Source organism: Micromonospora marina (assembly GCF_900091565.1).
Lineage (GTDB): Bacteria > Actinomycetota > Actinomycetes > Mycobacteriales > Micromonosporaceae > Micromonospora > Micromonospora marina.
The window spans coordinates 54,395-74,775 of the sequence record NZ_FMCV01000027.1; the positions used below are offsets into that span (position 1 = coordinate 54,395).

At 71.8% G+C, this 20,381-nt stretch carries 19 protein-coding genes; 3 read left to right on the forward strand and 16 right to left on the reverse strand.

The annotated features are described in order from the left end of the window. Positions 1–24: 24 nt before the first annotated feature. The 5 genes from carB to pyrR all read right to left on the reverse strand — a co-directional run bounded on the left by carB (position 25) and on the right by pyrR (position 7,482). On the reverse strand, positions 25–3,417 hold the full coding sequence (gene carB / locus GA0070215_RS24785) for a carbamoyl-phosphate synthase large subunit (protein ID WP_091050414.1): 3,393 nt from the start codon (positions 3,415–3,417) through the stop codon (positions 25–27). Then, on the reverse strand, positions 3,410–4,582 hold the full coding sequence (gene carA, locus GA0070215_RS24790) for a glutamine-hydrolyzing carbamoyl-phosphate synthase small subunit (RefSeq protein ID WP_018785073.1): 1,173 nt from the start codon (positions 4,580–4,582) through the stop codon (positions 3,410–3,412). Before carA ends, carB begins: the two co-directional genes overlap by 8 nt. Before the next feature lie 118 nt (positions 4,583–4,700). Then, the gene (locus GA0070215_RS24795) at positions 4,701–5,978 is read right to left on the reverse strand and encodes a dihydroorotase (protein ID WP_091050417.1); all 1,278 of its coding nucleotides are present in this window, start codon (positions 5,976–5,978) and stop codon (positions 4,701–4,703) included. Then, positions 5,975–6,901 carry an aspartate carbamoyltransferase catalytic subunit gene (locus tag GA0070215_RS24800; RefSeq protein WP_091050421.1) on the reverse strand — a complete coding sequence of 309 codons (927 nt, stop codon included), beginning with the start codon at positions 6,899–6,901 and terminating at the stop codon, positions 5,975–5,977. Before GA0070215_RS24800 ends, GA0070215_RS24795 begins: the two co-directional genes overlap by 4 nt. Next, the gene (gene pyrR / locus GA0070215_RS24805; protein ID WP_026267800.1) at positions 6,898–7,482 is read right to left on the reverse strand and encodes a bifunctional pyr operon transcriptional regulator/uracil phosphoribosyltransferase PyrR; all 585 of its coding nucleotides are present in this window, start codon (positions 7,480–7,482) and stop codon (positions 6,898–6,900) included. The genes GA0070215_RS24800 and pyrR overlap by 4 nt, the downstream gene beginning before the upstream one ends. A gap of 286 nt (positions 7,483–7,768) precedes the next feature. Here pyrR and bldD point away from each other — a divergent pair, with 286 nt between their 5' ends. Further along, entirely contained in the window at positions 7,769–8,257 is a 489-nt protein-coding gene (gene bldD, locus GA0070215_RS24810; RefSeq protein WP_013285505.1) for a transcriptional regulator BldD, read from the forward strand. A gap of 60 nt (positions 8,258–8,317) precedes the next feature. On the opposite strand, the gene nusB is transcribed toward bldD, so the two are convergent. The 4 genes from nusB to aroB are packed head-to-tail and all read right to left on the reverse strand — an operon-like array spanning position 8,318 to position 10,873. After that, the gene (gene nusB, locus GA0070215_RS24815) at positions 8,318–8,728 is read right to left on the reverse strand and encodes a transcription antitermination factor NusB (RefSeq protein ID WP_174361785.1); all 411 of its coding nucleotides are present in this window, start codon (positions 8,726–8,728) and stop codon (positions 8,318–8,320) included. A 23-nt stretch (positions 8,729–8,751) separates the two neighbouring features. Further along, positions 8,752–9,309, reverse strand: a complete 558-nt coding sequence (efp, locus tag GA0070215_RS24820; protein WP_018785069.1) for an elongation factor P — start codon at positions 9,307–9,309, stop codon at positions 8,752–8,754. A gap of 41 nt (positions 9,310–9,350) precedes the next feature. Next, on the reverse strand, positions 9,351–9,800 hold the full coding sequence (aroQ, locus tag GA0070215_RS24825) for a type II 3-dehydroquinate dehydratase (RefSeq protein WP_091050424.1): 450 nt from the start codon (positions 9,798–9,800) through the stop codon (positions 9,351–9,353). Continuing rightward, positions 9,797–10,873 carry a 3-dehydroquinate synthase gene (gene aroB, locus GA0070215_RS24830; protein ID WP_091050427.1) on the reverse strand — a complete coding sequence of 359 codons (1,077 nt, stop codon included), beginning with the start codon at positions 10,871–10,873 and terminating at the stop codon, positions 9,797–9,799. Before aroB ends, aroQ begins: the two co-directional genes overlap by 4 nt. A gap of 92 nt (positions 10,874–10,965) precedes the next feature. Between aroB and GA0070215_RS24835 the strand changes: the two genes are divergently transcribed. Beyond that, positions 10,966–11,508 carry a DUF2243 domain-containing protein gene (locus GA0070215_RS24835; protein WP_091050430.1) on the forward strand — a complete coding sequence of 181 codons (543 nt, stop codon included), beginning with the start codon at positions 10,966–10,968 and terminating at the stop codon, positions 11,506–11,508. Continuing rightward, positions 11,505–12,326: a cytochrome c oxidase assembly protein gene (locus GA0070215_RS24840; protein WP_091050434.1), complete on the forward strand. Its 822-nt coding sequence runs from the start codon at positions 11,505–11,507 to the stop codon at positions 12,324–12,326. The genes GA0070215_RS24835 and GA0070215_RS24840 overlap by 4 nt, the downstream gene beginning before the upstream one ends. On the opposite strand, the gene GA0070215_RS24845 is transcribed toward GA0070215_RS24840, so the two are convergent. The 7 genes from GA0070215_RS24845 to GA0070215_RS24885 all read right to left on the reverse strand — a co-directional run bounded on the left by GA0070215_RS24845 (position 12,316) and on the right by GA0070215_RS24885 (position 20,351). Next, complete coding sequence (locus tag GA0070215_RS24845; protein WP_091050440.1) at positions 12,316–12,825, reverse strand: shikimate kinase; 510 nt, start codon at positions 12,823–12,825, stop codon at positions 12,316–12,318. The two genes, GA0070215_RS24840 and GA0070215_RS24845, sit on opposite strands and share 11 nt — an antisense overlap. Continuing rightward, the gene (gene aroC, locus GA0070215_RS24850) at positions 12,822–14,000 is read right to left on the reverse strand and encodes a chorismate synthase (protein ID WP_091050444.1); all 1,179 of its coding nucleotides are present in this window, start codon (positions 13,998–14,000) and stop codon (positions 12,822–12,824) included. The genes GA0070215_RS24845 and aroC overlap by 4 nt, the downstream gene beginning before the upstream one ends. Before the next feature lie 156 nt (positions 14,001–14,156). Then, positions 14,157–14,975, reverse strand: a complete 819-nt coding sequence (locus GA0070215_RS24855; protein ID WP_018785062.1) for a shikimate dehydrogenase — start codon at positions 14,973–14,975, stop codon at positions 14,157–14,159. Between the two features lie 487 nt (positions 14,976–15,462). Beyond that, complete coding sequence (gene mltG / locus GA0070215_RS24865; RefSeq protein ID WP_091050450.1) at positions 15,463–16,668, reverse strand: endolytic transglycosylase MltG; 1,206 nt, start codon at positions 16,666–16,668, stop codon at positions 15,463–15,465. Beyond that, positions 16,665–17,126, reverse strand: a complete 462-nt coding sequence (ruvX, locus tag GA0070215_RS24870) for a Holliday junction resolvase RuvX (protein ID WP_018785059.1) — start codon at positions 17,124–17,126, stop codon at positions 16,665–16,667. The genes mltG and ruvX overlap by 4 nt, the downstream gene beginning before the upstream one ends. Positions 17,127–17,367: 241 nt before the next feature. Then, entirely contained in the window at positions 17,368–20,049 is a 2,682-nt protein-coding gene (gene alaS / locus GA0070215_RS24880) for an alanine--tRNA ligase (protein ID WP_091050456.1), read from the reverse strand. Next, the gene (locus tag GA0070215_RS24885; protein ID WP_026267797.1) at positions 20,046–20,351 is read right to left on the reverse strand and encodes a DUF6167 family protein; all 306 of its coding nucleotides are present in this window, start codon (positions 20,349–20,351) and stop codon (positions 20,046–20,048) included. The genes alaS and GA0070215_RS24885 overlap by 4 nt, the downstream gene beginning before the upstream one ends. Positions 20,352–20,381: the final 30 nt, after the last annotated feature.

The window sequence follows — 20,381 nt, forward strand, 5'->3', positions numbered from 1 at the left end:
TGATCGACGCGTGGCGGCGCGCTGTCACTCGCCCGCCCGCAGGGCGGCGTGCAGGTCCTGCAGCGGGCGGACCTTCAGGTCACCCCGGATCCGCGCCTCGATGCCCATGACCGCTGCGGCGGCGCCGGGGACGGTGGTGACGCACGGGATGTCCGCGCTCACCGCCGCGCTGCGGATCTCGTACCCGTCGGACCGGGCGCTCGCGCCGGAGCCCTGCGGCGTGTTCACCACAAGCGCCACGTCCCCGCCGAGGATCAGCGAGACCGCGTCCGCGCCCTCACCCGACTCGTAGTGCTTGCGGATCTGCTCGCAGGCGATGCCGTGCCGGCGCAGCACCTCGGCCGTGCCGTTGGTGGCCACGATCTCGAAGCCCAGGTCCGCCAGGCGCTTGATCGGGAAGATCATGCCGCGCTTGTCCCGGTTGGCGACCGAGACGAAGATCTTCCCGGCGGTCGGCAGCGACCCGTACGCGGCGGCCTGCGACTTGGCGAACGCCTGACCGAAGCCGGTGTCGATGCCCATCACCTCGCCGGTGGACTTCATCTCCGGGCCGAGCAGCACGTCGATGCCCTTGCCCGACGGAGTGCGGAACCGCTTGAACGGCAGCACCGCCTCCTTGACCGCGATCGGCGCGTCGGCCGGCATGGTGCCGCCGTCGCCGGTGGGCGGCAGCATGCCCTCGGCGCGCAGCTGCGCGACGGTGGCGCCGAGCGCGATCCGGGCCGCCGCCTTCGCCAGCGGCACCGCAGTGGCCTTCGAGACGAACGGTACGGTCCGGGAGGCGCGCGGGTTGGCCTCCAGCACGTAAAGCATGTCGCCCTGCAACGCGTACTGCACGTTCAGCAGGCCGCGCACCCCGATGCCGCGGGCGATCTGCTCGGTGTAGTGCCGCACCTGGGCCAGGTGCGAGCCGGCCAGGGTGATCGGCGGCAGCGCGCAGGACGAGTCGCCGGAGTGGATGCCGGCCTCCTCGATGTGCTCCATCACGCCGCCCAGGTAGACGTCGCCGTCGGCGTCCACCAGCGCGTCCACGTCGATCTCGATGGCGTCGTCCAGGAACCGGTCCACCAGCACCGGCCGGTCCGGCGAGATGGCGGTGGCCCGGCCGATGTAGTCGCGCAGCGTGGCGTCGTCGTACACGATCTCCATGCCGCGCCCGCCGAGCACGTACGAGGGGCGGACCAGCACCGGGTACCCGATCTCGTCGGCGATCGTCTTCGCCTCGTCGTACGAGGTGGCCATGCCGTGCGCGGGCGCGCGCAGCCCGGCCCGGGCCAGCACCGCGCCGAACGCGCCGCGCTCCTCGGCCAGGTGGATCGACTCCGGGGAGGTGCCGACGATCGGCACCCCGGCGTTCTTGAGCCGCTGCGCCAGGCCCAGCGGCGTCTGCCCGCCGAGCTGCACGATCACCCCGATGACGCCCGGACCGCCGGCCTCCCTGCCGGAGGAGTCCTCGGCGTGCCAGACCTCCAGCACGTCCTCGAACGTCAGCGGCTCGAAGTAGAGCCGGTCCGCGGTGTCGTAGTCGGTGGAAACGGTCTCCGGGTTGCAGTTGACCATCACGGTCTCGTAACCGGCGCCTTCGGCGCCGGAACCGGACGCAGCGGCTGTGCCGATCGGCGCGCTTCGCAGCGCTTGTACCGCGTGCACGCACGAATAGTCGAACTCGATGCCCTGCCCGATCCGGTTCGGCCCGGAGCCCAGGATGAGCACCTTCGGCCGGGCCGAGGGCGCCACCTCGGTCTCCGAGTCGTACGTCGAGTAGTGGTACGGCGTGGTCGCCTCGAACTCGGCCGCGCAGGTGTCCACCGTCTTGTAGACCGGGCGGACGCCGAGCCGGTGCCGCAGCGTTCGGACGCCGTCCTCGGCGGCCAGCTCGGGACGCAGCGCGGCGAGCTGCCGGTCGGACAGGCCGGCCCGCTTGGCCCGGCGCAGCAGGCCGGCGTCGAGCACCGGCGCGTCCACGATCTCGGCGCGCAGCTCGACCAGCGAGGCGATCTGGTCCAGGAACCACGGGTCCATGCCGCCGGACGCCTCGGACACCTCGGCGATCGACGCACCGAGGCGCAGCGCCCGCTCGACGGTGTAGAGCCGGCCGTCGTGCGGCGTGCGCAGCGCGGCGAGGGTGTTCTCCCTGGTGGCGCCCTCCGGGTCGGGGACCGTCCAGAAACCGGACGATGTGGTTTCCATCGAGCGCATCGCCTTGTTCAGCGCCTCGGTGAAGTTGCGGCCCAGGCTCATCGCCTCGCCCACCGACTTCATCGTGGTGGTCAGCTCCGGGTCCGCGCCGGGGAACTTCTCGAACGCGAACCGGGGGATCTTCACCACCACGTAGTCGAGCGTCGGCTCGAACGCGGCGGGCGTCTTCAGCGTGATGTCGTTCGGGATCTCGTCGAGCGTGTAGCCGATGGCGAGCTTCGCGGCGATCTTCGCGATCGGGAAGCCGGTGGCCTTCGACGCCAGCGCCGAGGAGCGCGACACGCGCGGGTTCATCTCGATCACGACGATCCGGCCGTCGGCCGGGTTCACCGCGAACTGGATGTTGCAGCCGCCGGTGTCCACACCGACCTCGCGCAGCACCGCGATGCCGAGGTCGCGCAGCCGCTGGTACTCCCGGTCGGTGAGCGTCATCGACGGGGCGACGGTGACACTGTCGCCGGTGTGCACACCCATCGGGTCGACGTTCTCGATCGAGCAGACCACCACCACGTTGTCGTGGCGGTCGCGCATCAGTTCGAGCTCGTACTCCTTCCAGCCGAGCACGCTCTCCTCGATGAGCACCTCGTGCACCGGGCTGGCCGCCAGGCCCGAACCGGCGATCCGCTCCAGGTCCTCGTCGGTGTGCGCCATGCCGGAACCGAGGCCGCCCATGGTGAACGACGGCCGGATGACCACCGGCAGGCCCAGCTCGGCGACCGTCTCACGGACCTCGTCCATCGAGTGGCAGACCCGCGACCGCGGCACCAGCGCCGCCGGATCCGCCAGCCCCAGCCGTACACCGGCCTTGGCGACGATCTCCTTGAACAGCTGCCGGTCCTCGCCCCGGTTGATCGCCCCGATGTTCGCGCCGATCAGCTCGACGCCGTACTTCTCCAGCACGCCCGCCTCGTGCAGGGCGACAGCGGTGTTCAGCGCCGTCTGCCCGCCGAGCGTCGGCAGCAGCGCGTCGGGGCGCTCCTTGGCGATGACCAGCTCGACGAACTCAGGCGTGATCGGCTCGACGTACGTGGCGTCGGCGAACTCCGGGTCCGTCATGATCGTCGCCGGGTTGGAGTTGACCAGGCTGACCCGGATCCCCTCGCTGCGCAGCACCCGGCAGGCCTGGGTGCCGGAGTAGTCGAACTCGCAGGCCTGTCCGATCACGATCGGCCCGGAGCCGATCACCAGGATGTGCTTGAGGTCGGTCCGCTTAGGCATTGTCGCGCCCCTCAGTCTGCTTCCGGTCGAGGCCGCCGCCCTCGATCAGCTCGGCGAAGCGGTCGAAGAGGTAGTCCGCGTCGTGCGGGCCGGCCGCCGCCTCCGGGTGGTACTGGACGGTGAAGGCGGGCACGTCCACGGCCCGCAGCCCCTCGACCACGTTGTCATTGAGGCAGACGTGTGACACCCGGACACCGCCGAACTCGGTCTGGATCACCTGATCCGGCACCACCGCGCCGTCCCCGGCACCCGGCACCTGCACCGCGAAGCCGTGGTTGTGGCTGGTCACCTCGACCTTGCCGGTGGCCCGGTCGAGCACCGGCTGGTTGATGCCGCGGTGGCCGTACCCCAGCTTGTAGGTGCCGAAGCCGAGCGCCCGGCCGAGGATCTGGCTGCCGAAGCAGATACCGAACAGCGGAATCCGCCGCGTCAGCACCTCCCGGGCCAGCGCCACCGGGCCGTCGGCGGTCGCCGGGTCGCCCGGGCCGGGCGAGAAGAAGACAGCGTCCGCGCCGGTGGCGAGCAGATCCTCGATCGTCGACCCGGCGGGCAGCACGTGGGTGGTGACGCCGCGGGCGGCGAGCCGCCGCGGCACGTTGCGCTTGATGCCCAGGTCCACCGCGGCCACCGTGAACCGGTGCTCGCCCTGCGCCTGCACGACGTACGGCTCGGCGGTGGTCACCTCGTCGGACAGGTTCGCGCCGACCATCTGCGGCGAGCGGCGCACCCGCTCCAGCAGGGCGGCCGGGTCGTCGTCGACGCTGGAGATGCCGACCCGCATCGCGCCGCGCTCACGCAGGTGCCGGGTCAGCGCCCGGGTGTCCACCCCGCTGATGCCGACGACGCCCTCGGCGGCGAGCCGGTCCTCCAGGCCGCCGGTGGCCCGCCAGTTCGAGCTGATCCGGGCCGGGTCGCGCACCACGTACCCGGCCACCCAGATCCGGCCGGACTCGTCGTCGGAGCCGTTGACGCCGGTGTTGCCGATGTGCGGGGCGGTCTGCACCACCACCTGCCGGTGGTAGGACGGGTCGGTGAGCGTCTCCTGGTAACCGGTCATACCGGTGTTGAACACGGCCTCGCCGAAGGTCTCCCCGACGCTGCCGTACGCCTCGCCGTGGAACGTGCGCCCGTCCTCCAGGACGAGAATCGCGGGACGTCGTTTCACTGTGCCCGCCTTTCGTTCGCGACTGCGGGACTCCGCTCCGCTACGTTCCTCGCTCGGATCACTGGGTCTCCTTCGATCCGGACTGCGGGACTCCGCTCCGCTACGTTCCTCGCTCGGATCACTTGACAGCCTTTCCGTCCAGGACCGTCGGCTCGCCGCGCAGGAAGGTCGCCACGATGCGACCCGGCAGCGTCATGCGGGCGTACGGGGTGTTGCGACTACGGCTGGCCAGCTCCGCCGGTTCGATCACGCGGCGGGCGGCCGGGTCGACCAGTGTCAGGTTGGCCGGTACGCCGGGCGCCGGGTCGAGACCGTGCCCGGCCAGCCCGGCGATCCGGGCCGGCGTGCGGGACATCCGCTCGGCGATCAGGTCCCAGCGGGGGCCGAACACGTCGAGCGCGATCGACAGCGCCGTCTCCAGACCGAGCATGCCCGGCCGGGCGTACGCCCACTCGCACTCCTTGTCCTCCACCGCGTGCGGGGCGTGGTCGGTGGCGATGACGTCGATCACGCCTTCGGCCAGCGCCTCCCGCAGCGCGGCGATGTCGGCGGCGGTGCGCAGCGGCGGGTTGACCTTGAAGACCGGGTCGTAGCTCTCCGCCTTGGCGTCGGTGAGCAGCAGGTGGTGCGGCGTCACCTCGGCGGTGACCCGTACCCCGCGCGTCTTGGCCTGACGCAGCACCTCGACGCTGCCGGCGGTGGAGACGTGGCAGACGTGCAGGCGGCTGCCGACGTGCTCGGCCAGCAGCACGTCCCGGGCGATGATCGCTTCCTCGGCGACGGCCGGCCAGCCGGTCAGGCCGAGGCGGGTGGACACCTCACCCTCGTGCATCTGCGCGCCCTCGGTCAGCCGGGGCTCCTCGGCGTGCTGGGCGATCACGCCGTCGAACGCCTTGACGTACTCCAGCGCCCGGCGCATCAGCCGCGGGTCCGACACGCAGTGCCCGTCGTCGGAGAAGATCCGCACGCCGGCGGCCGAGTCGGCCATCGCACCCAGCTCGGCCAGGCGTTCGCCGGCCAGCCCGACGGTGACCGCGCCGATCGGCTGCACGTCGACCAGGCCGGCCTCCCGGCCGAGCCGCCAGACCTGCTCCACCACGCCCGCGGTGTCCGCCACCGGGGAGGTGTTCGCCATCGCGCACACCGCCGTGTAGCCGCCGAGCGCCGCCGCCCGGGAACCGGACTCGACCGTCTCGGCGTCCTCCCGGCCGGGCTCGCGCAGGTGGGTGTGCAGGTCGACCAGGCCGGGCAGCGCGACCAGGCCGGTCGCGTCGACGACTGTGGCGCCGTCCGCGGCGAGCCCGCGGCCCGCCTCGGCCACCACGCCGTCGCGGATGAGCAGGTCGGTCGGCTCGCCGCCGACGACGCTGACGCCTGTGATGAGGTACGTGGTCACCGGTTGTTCCCTCCGAGCAGCAGGTAGAGCACGGCCATCCGCACGGAGACCCCGTTGGCGACCTGTTCGACGATGGTGGAGCGGGGCGAGTCGGCCACCTCGGGCGTGATCTCCATGCCCCGGTTCATCGGGCCGGGGTGCATGACGAGCGCGTGCCCGGGCAGCCGGCGCATGCGCGGCCCGTCGAGCCCGTAGCGGCGGGCGTACTCGCGGGCCGACGGGAAGTAGGAGTCACCCATCCGCTCGCGCTGCACCCGCAGCATCATCACCACGTCCACATCTGGGAGAACGGCGTCGAGGTCGTAACAGACGTCGGTGCCGGGGGCCAGGGCGGCGGCGATGTCGACCGGGATGAGCGTGGGCGGGCCGACCAGTGTCACCTTCGCGCCCAGCGTGGACAGCAGCAGCACGTTGGAGCGGGCCACCCGGGAGTGCAGCACGTCGCCGACGATCGCCACGTGCAGGCCGTCGAGGCGGCCCAGCCGGGACCGCATCGTGTACGCGTCGAGCAGCGCCTGGGTGGGGTGCTCGTGGGTGCCGTCACCGGCGTTGACCACCGATCCGTCCACCCACTCGGCGAGCCGGTGCGGGGCGCCGGAGGCGGGGTGCCGGACGACCACCGCGTCCGCGCCCATGGCCTGGAGCGTGAGCGCGGTGTCCTTGAGGCTCTCCCCCTTGGCCACGCTGGAGCCCTTGGCGGAGAAGTTGATCACGTCGGCGCTGAGCCGCTTGGCGGCCGCCTCGAACGAGATCCGGGTACGGGTGGAGTCCTCGTAGAAGAGGTTGACCACGGTGCGCCCGCGCAGTGCGGGCAGCTTCTTGACCTCGCGTCCGGCCACCGTCGCCATCTCCGCGGCGGTGTCGAGGACCAGGGTGGCGGTGCCGGCGTCCAGGTCGGCGCCGGAGAGCAGGTGCCGGATCATGCGGGTGTACCCCCGTACAACTTGACCTCGTCCGTGCCGTCGGTCTCGGCGAGGGTGACCTTGACGTTCTCGGCCAGCGCGGTGGGGATGTTCTTGCCGACGTAGTCGGCGCGGATCGGCAGCTGGCGGTGGCCGCGGTCGACCAGGACCGCGAGTTGCACGGACGCCGGGCGGCCGACGTCGCTGAGCGCGTCCAGCGCGGCCCGCACGGTACGGCCGGAGAACAGCACGTCGTCGACGAGGACGACCCGCTTGCCGTCGATCCCGCCGGGCGGCAGGTCGGTCGGGCCGACCGCGCGGGTGGCGTGCCGGCGCAGGTCGTCGCGGTAGAGCGTGATGTCGAGCACGCCGACCGGGACTGTCACGTCCTCGAAGGTGCTGATCCGGGCGGCGAGGCGGTGGGCCAGCGGCACGCCCCGGGTGGGGATGCCCAGCAGCACGGTGCCGGCGGCGCCCTGGGTCTTCTCCAGGATCTGGTGGGCGATGCGGTCGACCACCCGCGACACGTCCGCTGCGGCGAGGATCACCTTCACCGAGGGTTGTCGTGGCGGCGACGGGTGGGCAGCCGGTGGGTAGGCCACGGCGGACCTCCTTCCCCGCCTCACGGGACGGGTCGTTAAAGGACGTCTGGTCGGCTCCGGCCGGCCCGCGAGGGCCCGGACCGGGGCTTCACGCCACGTTACCAGCGGTCACCGGGCCGCCCGCCGCCGGTCCTGACCTGCTGGTCAGCCCCGGAGAAATGGGGACAAGCCACACGAGGGTGGCGGGCCCGGTGGACGGCAACACTTGACCACGTGTCGCAATCCCCGTACCGTCACGCTCCGTAGCGATAGCTCGGGGAACCCGAACAGCACTGGGAGTGTCCGCATGCCCTCTGAATACGCCAAGTCGCTGGGCGCCCGCCTGCGCTCCATCCGCCAGCAGCAGGGCCTGTCCCTGCAGGGGGTGGAGGAGAAGTCGAACGGGCGGTGGAAGGCCGTGGTGGTCGGCTCGTACGAGCGCGGCGACCGCGCCGTCACCGTGTCCCGCCTGGCGGAGCTGGCCGACTTCTACCGCGTTCCCGTCTCGGAGCTGCTGCCCGACGGCAGCGGGGTGCGTCACGAGCCCACCAGCAAGATCGTCCTGGACCTGGAGCGGCTCTACGACGAGGCGTCCGAGGACCTCGCGTACGTGGCCCGCTACGCGCGCGCCATCCAGCAGCAGCGCGGCGACTACAACGGCCGGGTGCTCTCGATCCGCGCGGACGACCTGCGCGCCCTCGCGATCGTCTACGACGCCTCACCGTCGGGCCTGATCGAGCGGCTGACCGAGCACGGCGTGCTGGTCGCCGACCCGAGGGCGTTCTTCGCGTCCTGACATCCCCGTACGACGAAGGGCCCGCGCCGGTCGGCACGGGCCCTTTCTCGTTGCGGCGCGTCAGCGCGTGGCGTACTCGGCGATGCGGCCGAGGATGCCGTTGAGGAAGCGCGGCGAGTCGTCGGTCGACATCTGCCGGGCCAGCTCCACGGCCTCGCTGATCGCCACCGCGTCGTCGATCTCGTCGACGTAGAGCAGCTCGTACACGGCGATCCGGGCCAGGTTGCGGTCGACCACCGGCATCCGCTCCAGCGTCCACCCCTCGGCGTAGCTGGCGATCGTCTCGTCGATCCGGTCGAGGTGCGCCGCCACGCCCTCGACCAGCCCGACCGCGTAGCCGAGGTGGTCGGGGCGCGGCTGCTCGATCCGCTCCAGATAACCGGCGAGCACCTCGACCGGCGGGCGGTCCCGCAGATCGGCCTCGAAGAGCACGTCCAGCGCCCGCTTGCGCGCCTTGCGGCGCGCCGGCATCTGCTGCTTGGGGCCCTCGGCCATCAGGCTCGGCCGAGGTAACGGCCGTCGCGGGTGTCGACCTTGATCTTCTCACCGGTGGTGATGAACAGCGGCACCTGCACGGTGGCGCCGGTCTCGACGGTGGCCGGCTTGTTGCCGCCGGTCGAGCGGTCGCCCTGCAGGCCCGGCTCGGTGTAGGTGACCTCGAGCACGACCGAGGTCGGCAGCTCGATGTACAGCGGCACGCTCTCGTGGGTGGCGACCGTCGCCTCGGCCTCGGGAAGGAGGTAGTTGGCGGCCTCACCGACGGTGCCGCCGGGGACGGTGATCTGGTCGAACGTCTCCAGATCCATGAAGACGTAGTCCTCACCGTCGGCGTAGAGGTATTGCATGGTGCGCTTGTCGACGGTCGCGGTCTCGACCTTGGTGCCCGCGTTGAAGGTCTTGTCGACCACCTTGCCGGACAGCACGTTCTTCAGCGTGGTGCGCACGAAGGCACCACCCTTACCGGGCTTGACGTGCTGGAACTCGACGACGGCCCACAGCTCGCCGTCCAGGTTGAGTACCAGGCCGTTCTTCAGGTCGTTGGTGGAGGCCATTTCCTGCCTTGATCATCAATTGGCGGACAGACCGTGCAAGTCTACTCGCTCTGTCGAATCGGACTCGCACGCTGAGCCAGGTGGTGCAGGGCCAGCCGGTAGCCGTCCACGCCCAGGCCGCAGATCACGCCGGTGGCGACCGCGGAAACCACCGAGTGGTGCCGGAACTCCTCCCGGGCGTGGATGTTGGAGATGTGCACCTCGACCAGCGGGCCGCGCAGCATGGCGCAGGCGTCCCGCACCGCGATCGAGTAGTGCGACCAGGCGGCCGGGTTGAGCACCACCGCCGCCGCCTCGTCGGCCGCCTCGTGCAGCCAGGCGAGCATCTCGTGCTCGGCGTCGGTCTGCCGCACCACCACGTCCAGGCCCAGCTCCCGGCCGTGCCGCTCGCAGTCGGCCACGAGCTGGGCGTACCCGGTCACCCCGTACACGTCGACCTGGCGGATGCCGAGCCGGCCCAGGTTCGGCCCGTTGAGCACGTACACCCTCACGAGCTGATCTCCTCGTACGCGGCGGCGAGCAGGTCGTCCGGCGGCGCCTCCAGGATCGCCGGGCGGGCGAGCCCGTCGAGCACCACGAACCGCAGCCGGCTGCCCCGGGCCTTCTTGTCCACCCGCATCGCGGCGAGCAGCTCCGGCCAGGCGTCGGCCCGGTAGCCGGTGGGCAGGTCGAGCGCGGCCAGCACCCGGCGGTGCCGGTCGGCGCCCTCCGCGTCGAGCCGACCGGCGAGCCGCGCCAGCGTGGCCGCGTAGACCAGGCCGACCGACACCGCGTGACCGTGCCGCCAGCGGTAGCCCTCCACCTTCTCGATCGCGTGGGCGAGGGTGTGCCCGTAGTTGAGCACCTCGCGTACCCCGGATTCGCGCAGGTCCCCGGCGACCACGTCGGCCTTCACGCGGACCGCGCGTTCGACCAGTTCCCGCAGCACCGGCCCGGCCGGGTCCAGCGCGGCGGCCGGGTCGTCCTCGACCAGGTCGAGGACGACCGGGTCGGCGATGAACCCGCACTTGACCACCTCGGCCATCCCGGCGGCCAGGTCGGCCGGGGGCAGGCTGTCCAGCGTCGCCAGGTCGGCCAGCACACCGGCCGGCGGGTGGAACGCGCCGACCAGGTTCTTGCCGGCCGCGGTGTTGATGCCGGTCTTGCCGCCCACCGCGGCGTCGACCATGCCGAGCAGCGACGTGGCGACCGGCACCCAGCGCACCCCGCGCAGCCAGGTGGCCGCGACGAACCCGGCCAGGTCGGTGACCGCGCCGCCGCCCACCCCGACCACCGCGTCGGTACGGGTGAACCCGGCGTCGCCGAGCCGGTCCCAGCAGGCCGCCGCCACGTCGACGTGCTTGCCCGCCTCGGCGTCGGGCACCTCGATCAGCAGCGGCGTCACGCCGCCCTCGCGGACGCCGTCGGCGAGCTTGTCGGCGAGCGCCTTGAGCGGCGGCGCGTGCAGGAAGGCCACCCGCTCGGCGCCGGGCAGCAGCGCCGGCGACGGGTCAAGCAGGTCACGTCCCACCAGCACGTCGTACGGCCGCTCGCCGCCGACCGGGATCCGGGTCACCTCGTCCATCGCCGGCAGCCTAGTCCAGCGCGCCGCCCTCGCGCGGCGACTGTCCACAGGCTGGGTGTTTGTCCGGCCGTGCACCGGGTAGGGCGGGCGGAATGAGCGAGACGACGGCACACCCGACCCGGCCGGAGTCGGCGACGAGTATCCGGCTGCCCGCCACGATCCTCGGCGTCGGGCTGGGCGGCTTCGTCGACGGCATCGTCCTGCACCAGGTCTTCCAGTGGCACCACGTGCTCAGCAGCACCGGCAGCGACCACATCGGGGTACGTGAGTACCCGGTGGACACGGTGTCCGGGCTGCAGATGAACACGCTCTGGGACGGCCTGTTCCACGTGGTCACCTGGGTGGCGGTGCTGACCGGTCTGGCCCTGCTCTACTCCCGGGTCACAGGCTCCCGGGGCCGGCTGTGGCGCTCGCCGATGCTGTGGGGCTGGGTCCTGGTCGGCTGGGGTCTGTTCAACCTGGTCGAGGGCGTCATCGACCACCACCTGCTCGGCATCCACCACGTCCGCAGCGGCCCGGACCAGCTCTGGTGGGACCTCGGGTTCCTGGCCCTGGGCGTGGTGCTGATCGCTGTGGGCTGGGCGATCCAGCGCCGGGCCCGGGACGTGGACCTCTGCGCGCCGGAGCGCCGGTGACACTGGCCCACGCCGGGCACTCCGGCGGCGGCTTTCCGGTGACCGCGCTGATCCCGGTGGCGCTGTTCTGGGCGTACCTGGCCGCCGCGCTGCGGCTGCGCGACCCGGGCGGGCCGGGCTGGCCGCACGCCCGCACGGCGAGCTTCGGGCTGGGCGCACTGCTGCTGGCGGCGGGACTGCTGTGGCCGGCCGGCGACTTCGTCGGGCACATGTGGCAGCACCTGCTGATCGGCATGCTGGCGCCGCTGGCGCTGGTGCTCGGTGCCCCGGTCACGCTGCTGCTGCGCACGCTCGACCGGCGTACCGGCCGGGCCCTGGTCCACCTGCTGCGTCATCCGGTCGCGCGGGTGCTCGGCCACCCGGTGACCGGGCTGCTGCTCACCGCGGGCGGGCTCTGGCTGCTCCATCTCACCCCGCTGTACCGGGCCACAGTCGGCAGCCCGGTCCTGCACACGCTGGTGAACCTGCACTTCCTGCTCAGCGGCTGCCTGTTCGCCTGGTCGATCGCCGGGCCGGATCCGGGACCGCACCGCCCCCGCGTACCGGTACGGCTGGTGGTGATCGGGTGCGGGGTCGTTGCGCACGCCGCCATCGCCCAGTTGCTCTACGCCGGGCTGTTCGTGGACGTGCCGGCCACCGCCGCCGAGCTGCGGGCCGGGGCCACGCTCATGTACTACCTCGGCGACCTGGCCGAGATCGCGCTGGCGCTGGCGCTGCTCGCCACCTGGCGACCGGAGCGCCCGGCCCGTCGCATGCCACAACGTTCCGCAGACACCCATGACGTTCCACCCACGGTGAGCGGCGGCGTCAGGGCTTGAGCAGCGCGGCGATCTCCGCGGCCAACTCCTCCGGGGTGCGCCCGTCGGTGACCACTGTCGCGGTCGCCACCTCGGCGTAGAGCGGTCGGCGCTGATCCATCAGGTGCTTGAGCGTGGCGCGCGGGTTCAGCGCGAGCAGCGGCCGACCGGCACCGAGACCGACCCGCTTGAGCGCGTCGGGCAACTCCACCGACAGGTGGACCACCGTGTGGCCGATCAGCGCGGCCCGGTTCTCCTCGGCCAGGACCGCGCCGCCGCCGAGCGCGAGCACGCCCGCGTGCGACGCGAGCGCCGCCGCCACGGCGGCCCGTTCGAGGGTACGGAAGTGCTCCTCCCCCTCGTCCACGAAGATCTCCGGAATCGGCTTGCCGGCGAGGTTCTCGATGTCGGCGTCGGTGTCCCGGAAACCGACGCCGAGCGCCTCGGCCAGCGCCGTGCCGACAGTGTTCTTGCCGGAGCCGGGCGCCCCGACCAGCACGCAGACCGGCCGGGTGCTCATTTGACGACCAGCCCGTCGAGGTAACCGTCCAGGTTACGGCGCATCTCGGCGACCGAGTCGCCGCCGAACTTCTCCACCGCCGCCTCGGCCAGCACCAGCGCGACCATCGCCTCGGCCACCACGGCCGCGGCCGGCACCGCGCACACGTCGGAACGCTGGTTGATCGCGGTGGCCGGCTCGCCCGTCGTCACGTCGATGGTGGCGAGCGCCCGGTTCAGTGACGAGATCGGCTTCATGGCCGCCTTCACCCGCAGCGGCTCACCGGTGGTGATGCCACCCTCCAGGCCACCGGCCCGGTCGGTGATCCGCCGAACCCCGGTGGCGGTGGGCACGATCTCGTCGTGCGCTTCGGAGCCGCGCGAGCGGGCCTGCTGCCAGCCGTCGCCGATCTCCACGCCCTTGATCGCCTGGATCGACATGAGCGCGGTGGCGAGACGGGCGTCGAGCTTGCGGTCCCACTGCACGTGGCTGCCCAGGCCCGGCGGCACCCCGTACGCGAGCACCTCGACCACGCCGCCGAGCGTGTCGGCGGCCTTCTTCGCGGCGTCGACCTCGGCGACCATCCGGGCGCTGGCCTCGACATCGAGGCAACGCAGCGGGTCGGCGTCGATACGCGCGGCGTCCTCCGGGGTGGGCCGCAGTCCCGGCTTGACCGCCACCGGACCCAGCTCGACCACGTGGGAGACGATCTCGACGCCGAGCGCCTGACGGACGAGCGCCTTGGCGACGGTGCCGACAGCGACCCGGGCGGCGGTCTCCCGGGCGCTGGCGCGCTCCAGGATCGGCCGCGCGTCGGTGTGCCCGTACTTCTGCATGCCGGCCAGATCGGCGTGACCCGGGCGGGGCCGGGTCAGCGGCGCGTTGCGGGCCTGGCTCGCCAGTTCCTCCGGGTCGACCGGGTCGGCGGCCATCACGGTGCGCCACTTGGGCCACTCGGAGTTGCCGACCCGGATCGCCACCGGACTGCCGAGCGTCACCCCGTGCCGGAGCCCGCCGATGATCTCGACCTCGTCCTGCTCGAACGACATCCGGGCGCCCCGGCCGTAGCCGAGCCGGCGCCGGGCCAGCTCGCCGGAGATCTCCCCGGTGGTCACCTCGATGCCGGCGGGTACGCCCTCCAGCATCGCGACGAGGGCGGGTCCGTGCGATTCACCTGCAGTCAGCCAGCGCAACACGACGGTCAGTGTGTCACGCCCGGTGGTTACCGGCGTACGCCGCCCACCGCGTCCCGCCCACCGGACAGGCCACCTCCGCGACGATCTGCCGCCCGGTGGGTGAGGAGTTAGCAGGGGGCCCTTCCTCTACCGGAGGCGTTAAGAAGGGGCCCTTCCTTACACCGGCAGCGCGGCGCGCATCGCGGCGCGGGGGGCGGTGACGCCGGTGAACTGCTCGAACTGGCCGACTGCCTGAACCAGCAGCAGGTCCAGCCCGGAGACCACCCGGCATCCGGCGGCGAGCGCCGCCGCCGCGAGCGGCGTGGGCCACGGGTCGTAGACGACATCGAAGAAGACCGACTCCGGCCGCCAGTCGAAGTTGTCGGTTAGCGGGTCGGCCACGCCCTTCGGCACCGTGGAGATGACCAGATCGGCGCGGGCGTGAGTGGGTGCTCCGTCCCACTCGGCACCCGCGAGCGGCACGCCGGCCGCCGCCGCGATCGGGCGCAGTTCGTCGACCGCCTCCGGGCGGCGGGCCACCACAGTCACCTCGGCCGCACCGATCCGGCCCGCCGCCGCGATCGCGGCCCGTGCGGTGCCACCCGCGCCGAGCACAGTGACCACCGCCCCGGCCACGCAGCCGGCACCGGTGAGCACCTCGACCATGCCCGTGACGTCGGTGTTGTCCGCGTACCAGCTGCCGTCGGGCCGGCGTACCAGCGTGTTTGCGGCGCCGACGGCGGCGGCGACCGGCGAGACCTCGTCGGCCAGCGCGAGCGCCGCCTCCTTGCCCGGCATGGTCACCGACAGCCCGGCCCACTCCGGGCCGAGGCCCGCGACCAGGCCGGGCAGCTCGTCGGCGCCGGCTTCGATCCGGGTGTACGACCAGCCGGTCAGCCCGGCCGCCGCGTACCCGGCGGTGTGGATCACCGGGGAGAGCGAGTGGGCGATCGGCTTGCCGATCACTGCGGCACGACGGCGGGTCGAGAACTGCACTGCCTCTCTCCCCCGGGTGATGGACGGATCAGGGCAGCATAGCCGCAGACGAGCAGTTGCCGATCCCGGTCCGGCAGATCCGGTAGGAGTAGTCCGACACACCGAACGTCGCGGACTTCTCCGTCGAGGTGCAGACCGAAGCGCCCTGCCAGGACCACGAGGATCCCCCGGGCGCGCGCACCTGCCAACGCGCGCAGTGCCCGTCCGACAGCGTGTCGCGAGCGAACAGCTCCCAGTTGGCATCGCCCAGGTAGACCGCTCTTCCAGCCGCTCCGGTTGTGCTCCGAGTGATCGTCGCCGCCTGTGCAGGCACAGCGGCGAATCCCAACAGCATCGCGGCGCCCGTTCCCACCACGCCGACTCGCCGCGACCACGAACCACGCATCATGATGCCCCCCGCGTCTCGATATCGAATGCAGACACTGAGCATAGTGACCGCGTTCGATCTCAGCAGGCATCGCGGCTGAGCGAGGTCGCGCGGCCGTGCCTAGAGAACGCCGTTCTCCTTGGCCTTCTCGATGTTGCGCTCATGCTCGGCGTTCGTCGTCGCAAAAGCCGAGTGTCCCTGTTTGTCGATGGCGACGAAGAAGAGCCACTTTTCGTTCGGCGGCTTCAGCGCGCCCTCCAGAGCCTGCTTCCCCGGGTTGTTGATGGGAGTCGGGGGCAGACCCGGGTGGGCATGGGTGCTGTAGGGGTTCTTCTCGTCGTACAGCTCCGCTCTGCTCATGTCCTTCGACGCCTTTGTCGGCTTACCGGTCAGCTCCCAGTAGTAGTTGACCGACACGTCGAACTGCAGACAGTTGCAGGGGAAGTTGCCGCCGTAGACCCGGTTGTAGGCGACGCGGGCGATCTTGCCGAGGTCGTCCTTGTTGCCCGCCTCCGCCTGCGAAAGCGACGCTACGATGAGCACCTCGTACGGGCTGATGCCGCCGCGGTTCGCCTGCACGTTCTCGGCGAACCTCAGGTTCCCGGTGACGGTGAGGAAGTTGTCCACCATCAGCTTGAGCACCGTCTCGGCGGTGGCCTTCGGCGGGATCTCGTAGGTGTCCGGGAAGAGGAAGCCCTCGATCGACGGTGTGACCTTCTTGCCGTCGGAACGCTTGAACCACCAGTCCGGTACGCCGAGCGCGATCGGATCCTTCGCCGCCGCCTCGAAGTCCTCGACCGGGATGTCGGTCTTCTCGGACAGCCGCTTGTAGACCGTCTTCGCGGTGAGGCCCTCGGGGATCGTGATCCCGTTGACGATCTTGTTCTTGAGGTCCAGCAGCGCCGCGACCGCCGCGTCACCGCTCATCTGCTTGCGCAGCTTGTACGTGCCGGGCTGGATGTTCTTGCTGCGCGAGTTCTCCTCGGCGGCCTCGATGAACGCCTTGGTGCTCTTCACCACGTCGGACGCGACGAGCGCGTCGCCCATGTCGGCGATCAGCGCGCCCTGCTTGATCTCGACGGTCACCTCGCCGGTACCGGAGCCGTCGTAGTCGGGCGTGACGAAGTAGCTCTGGACCCGGTCGAAGCCGTAGAAGGCGGCGCCGCCGATGCCGCCCAGCAGAACCAGGGCGAGCGCGAGAGCGAGCAGAGTCTTGCCCCGGCCGCCGCCGGACTTGCCCTGCCGTCGGCGTACCGCGCCGCGCCGGTGTCGGCCCTTGTCCCCCCTGTCCTGTTCGTCGAAGCCCAGATCAAGGTCGTCGATCATTGCGTCCGCCTCCGCTGTGCGTCCAGCCAGCTCTGCAGAATCTCCACCGCGGCGGCCTGGTCGACCACCGCTCGTTGGCGCTTTCCCCGGACGCCCCGTTCGGCCAGCCTACGACTCGCGACGACGGTAGACATCCTCTCGTCCGTCATCGTCACCGGAATCGGCCCCATCACATCAGCCAATCGGCTGACATATGCTGATACGTTCGCCGCCGCGGGGCCGTGCTTTCCGGCGAGGTTGACCGGCAGCCCGACCACGATCCCCACCGCCTCGTGCTCGGCGGCGAGCCGGACCAGCTCGGCCATGTCGGCGGGCACCGCGTCCGGTTCCGCCGACAGGTCGCGGGCCAGCGTGACCAGCGGGGTGGCGAGGATGCCGTGCGGATCACAGCGGGCCACCCCCACCCGGACCTGGCCGACATCGACACCCAGCCGGACGCCACGGGACAGCTCGGTCACGGACGGACACCTCCCCGCCGGTGCGGGCCAGGGCGGACCGGGTGGTCCGCCCTGGCGCACATCCATGCAATCATGCCGTGCCGACTGGGCATGCCCTCACGGCCCTCGCTCCGCTCGGTGCATTCACTCATGCCGGGCCGACTGGGCATGCCCTCACGGCCCTCGCTCCGCTCGGTGCATTCACTCATGCCGGGCCGACCGGGCATGCCCTCACGGCCCTCGCTCCGCTCGGTGCATTCACTCATGCCGGGCCGGCGACCGCCCGCTCGACGGTCACCAGCAGGTTCGGCGCCTCCGCCGCGGGCAGCCCGCCGCCCTGGGCCAGGTCGTCGCTGCCGCCGCCCCGGCCGGAGAACGCCGCCTTGACCAGGTCCTTCGCGCTCAGGCTCCGCCCACGGGCGGCCTGGTTCACAGCCACCACCAGGGACGCCTTGCCGTTGGCGCGGGCGGCCACCGCGACCACCGCCGGACGGGCCGCGTCGATCCGGCCCCGGATCTCCTGGGCGAGCGTCCGCACGTCGTTCGCCGCAGCGCCCTCCGGCGCCTCGGTGCCGACGTACGCGACGCCGCGCACGTCCTTCGCCTGCGCCGCCAGGGCACCGGCCCCGCCGAGCACGAGCTGGGCACGAAGCTTCTCCAGCTCCTTCTCCGCGTCGCGCAGCTGGGTGACCGTCTGCTCCACCCGGTCGGCGACCTGCTCCCCCGGCACCCGGAACAGCTCGGCGAGCCGGGACACCAGCAGGTGCTCACGGGCCAGGAAGCCGAACGCGTCCATGCCGACGAGCGCCTCGATCCGGCGTACGCCGGAACCCACCGACGCCTCGGAGAGGATCTTCACCAGGCCGAGCTGGGCGGAGCGGGCCACGTGCGTGCCGCCGCACAGCTCCCGGGCGTAGTCGCCGACCTCGACGACCCGGACCCGCTCGCCGTACTTCTCGCCGAACAGGGCCATCGCCCCGATCCGGCGGGCCTCCTCCTGGCTGGTGACGAACGCGTGCACCTCCAGGTCGGCCAGCAGCACCTCGTTGACCTGCTGCTCCACGTCGTGCAGCACGCTCGGCGCCACGCCCGTCGGGGTGTTGAAGTCGAACCGCAGCCGGCCCGGCGCGTTCAGCGAACCGGCCTGCGTCGCCGACTCGCCGAGGAAGTTGCGCATCGTCTGGTGCACCAGGTGCGTCGCGGTGTGCGAGCGGGAGATCGCCCGACGGCGGGAGGTGTCGATCTCGGCGTACCCGGTCTCCCCGGAGCGCACCTCGCCGCGCACCACAGTGGCCCGGTGCACGATCAGGCCGGGCACCGGCTGCTGCACGTCGAAGACCTCGACCTGGCCGCCGCCCACGGTGATGAGCCCCTGGTCCGGCTGCTGCCCGCCGCCCTCGGCGTAGAACGGGGTGGTGTCGAGCACCAACTCGATCGTGTCGCCCTCGACCGCCGCCGAGACCGCGGCGCCGCCGGACAGCAGCGCGCGCACCCGGGACTCCCGGTTCAGCTCGGTGTAGCCGGTGAACTCCACCGGCCCGCCGCCGTCGAGCACCGACCGGTACGCCGACACGTCGGTGTGCCCGGTCTTGCGCGCCTGCGCGTCGGCCTTGGCCCGGCTGCGCTGGTCGGCCATCAGCCGGCGGAAGCCCTCCGCGTCGACCTGCAACCCCTGCTCGGCGGCGATCTCCAGGGTCAGGTCGATCGGGAAGCCGTACGTGTCGTGCAGCTGGAACGCCTTGTCACCGGACAGCGCCGGCTTGCCGGCCGACCTGGTCTCGGCGATGGCGGTGTCCAGGATCGTGGTGCCCGCGCGCAGCGTGGCCAGGAACGCGTCCTCCTCGGCGTACGCGTACTGGGAGATCCGGCCGAACTCCTCGGCCAGCTCCGGGTACGACGGCGCCATGCAGTCGCGGGCCACCGGCAGCAGCTCCGGCAGCGCCCGGTCGGCGTAGCCCAGCAGCCGCACCGCCCGGATCGCGCGGCGCATGATCCGGCGCAGCACGTAGCCCCGGCCCTCGTTCGACGGGGTCACCCCGTCGCCGATGAGCATCAGCGAGGTGCGCACGTGGTCGGCGATCACCCGCAGGCGTACGTCGTCCGGGTGCGACTCGTTTGCCGCGTGACCGGAGTGGACGCCGTAGCGCTTGCCGGTCAGCTCGGCGGCCTTGTCGAGGATCGGCTTGACCTCGTCGATCTCGTAGAGGTTGTCCACGCCCTGCAGCAGCGAGGCCATCCGCTCCAGGCCCATGCCGGTGTCGATGTTCTTCGCCGGCAGGTCGCCGAGGATCGGGAAGTCCTCCTTGCCGACGCCCGGACCGCGCTCGAACTGCATGAAGACGAGGTTCCAGAACTCCAGGTACCGGTCCTCGTCGACCTCCGGGCCGCCCTCGCGGCCGTAGGCCGGGCCGCGGTCGTAGTACAGCTCGGAGCACGGGCCGCACGGGCCGGGGATGCCCATCGACCAGAAGTTGTCGGCCTTGCCCCGGCGCACGATCCGCTCGGCCGGCACGCCGGTGGCCCGCCAGATGTCGTACGCCTCGTCGTCGTCCAGGTAGACGGTGGCCCAGATCCGCTCCGGGTCCAGCCCGAAGCCGCCCGCCTCGACCGGCTTGGTGGCCAGGTCCCAGGCCAGCGGGATCGCCCCGGACTTGAAGTAGTCACCGAAGGAGAAGTTGCCGTTCATCTGGAAGAACGTGCCGTGCCGGCTGGTCTTGCCGACCTCGTCGATGTCAGGCGTCCGGATGCACTTCTGCACGCTCGTCGCCCGCGCGTACGGCGGGGTCTGCTGGCCCAGGAAGTAGGGCACGAACTGCACCATGCCCGCGTTGATGAACAGCAGGTTCGGGTCGCTGATGGCGGGCAGCGGAGCGGACGGCACCACGGTGTGCCCGTTCGCCTCGAAGTGGGCGAGGAACCGCCGCTTGATCTCCGCCGTCTTCATCGCTGGTGGTCCTCCGGGAAAATCTCTCGGTCGCCGATCCGCGGGTCCTCCCGCAGCTCGGCGAACTGGTCGTCGTACACCTCGCCGCGGGCGAAGGCCTCGTGGATCTCCTGCTCACGCTCGGCCATACCGACCCGGACGTCGTCCACGAACGCCCGGAGCGACTCGACCAGACCGCCGGCGGACTCGGACAGCCCGCTGGCGATGCCGGCCGGGGTGTACGCCTGCGCGGTCCGGGTGGCCTTGCGCACCACCAGGACGCCCACGGCCACCCCGATGCCCAGCCAGAACAACCGCCTCATGTTCTCATCCTTCCCGCGTACGCCGGTCGG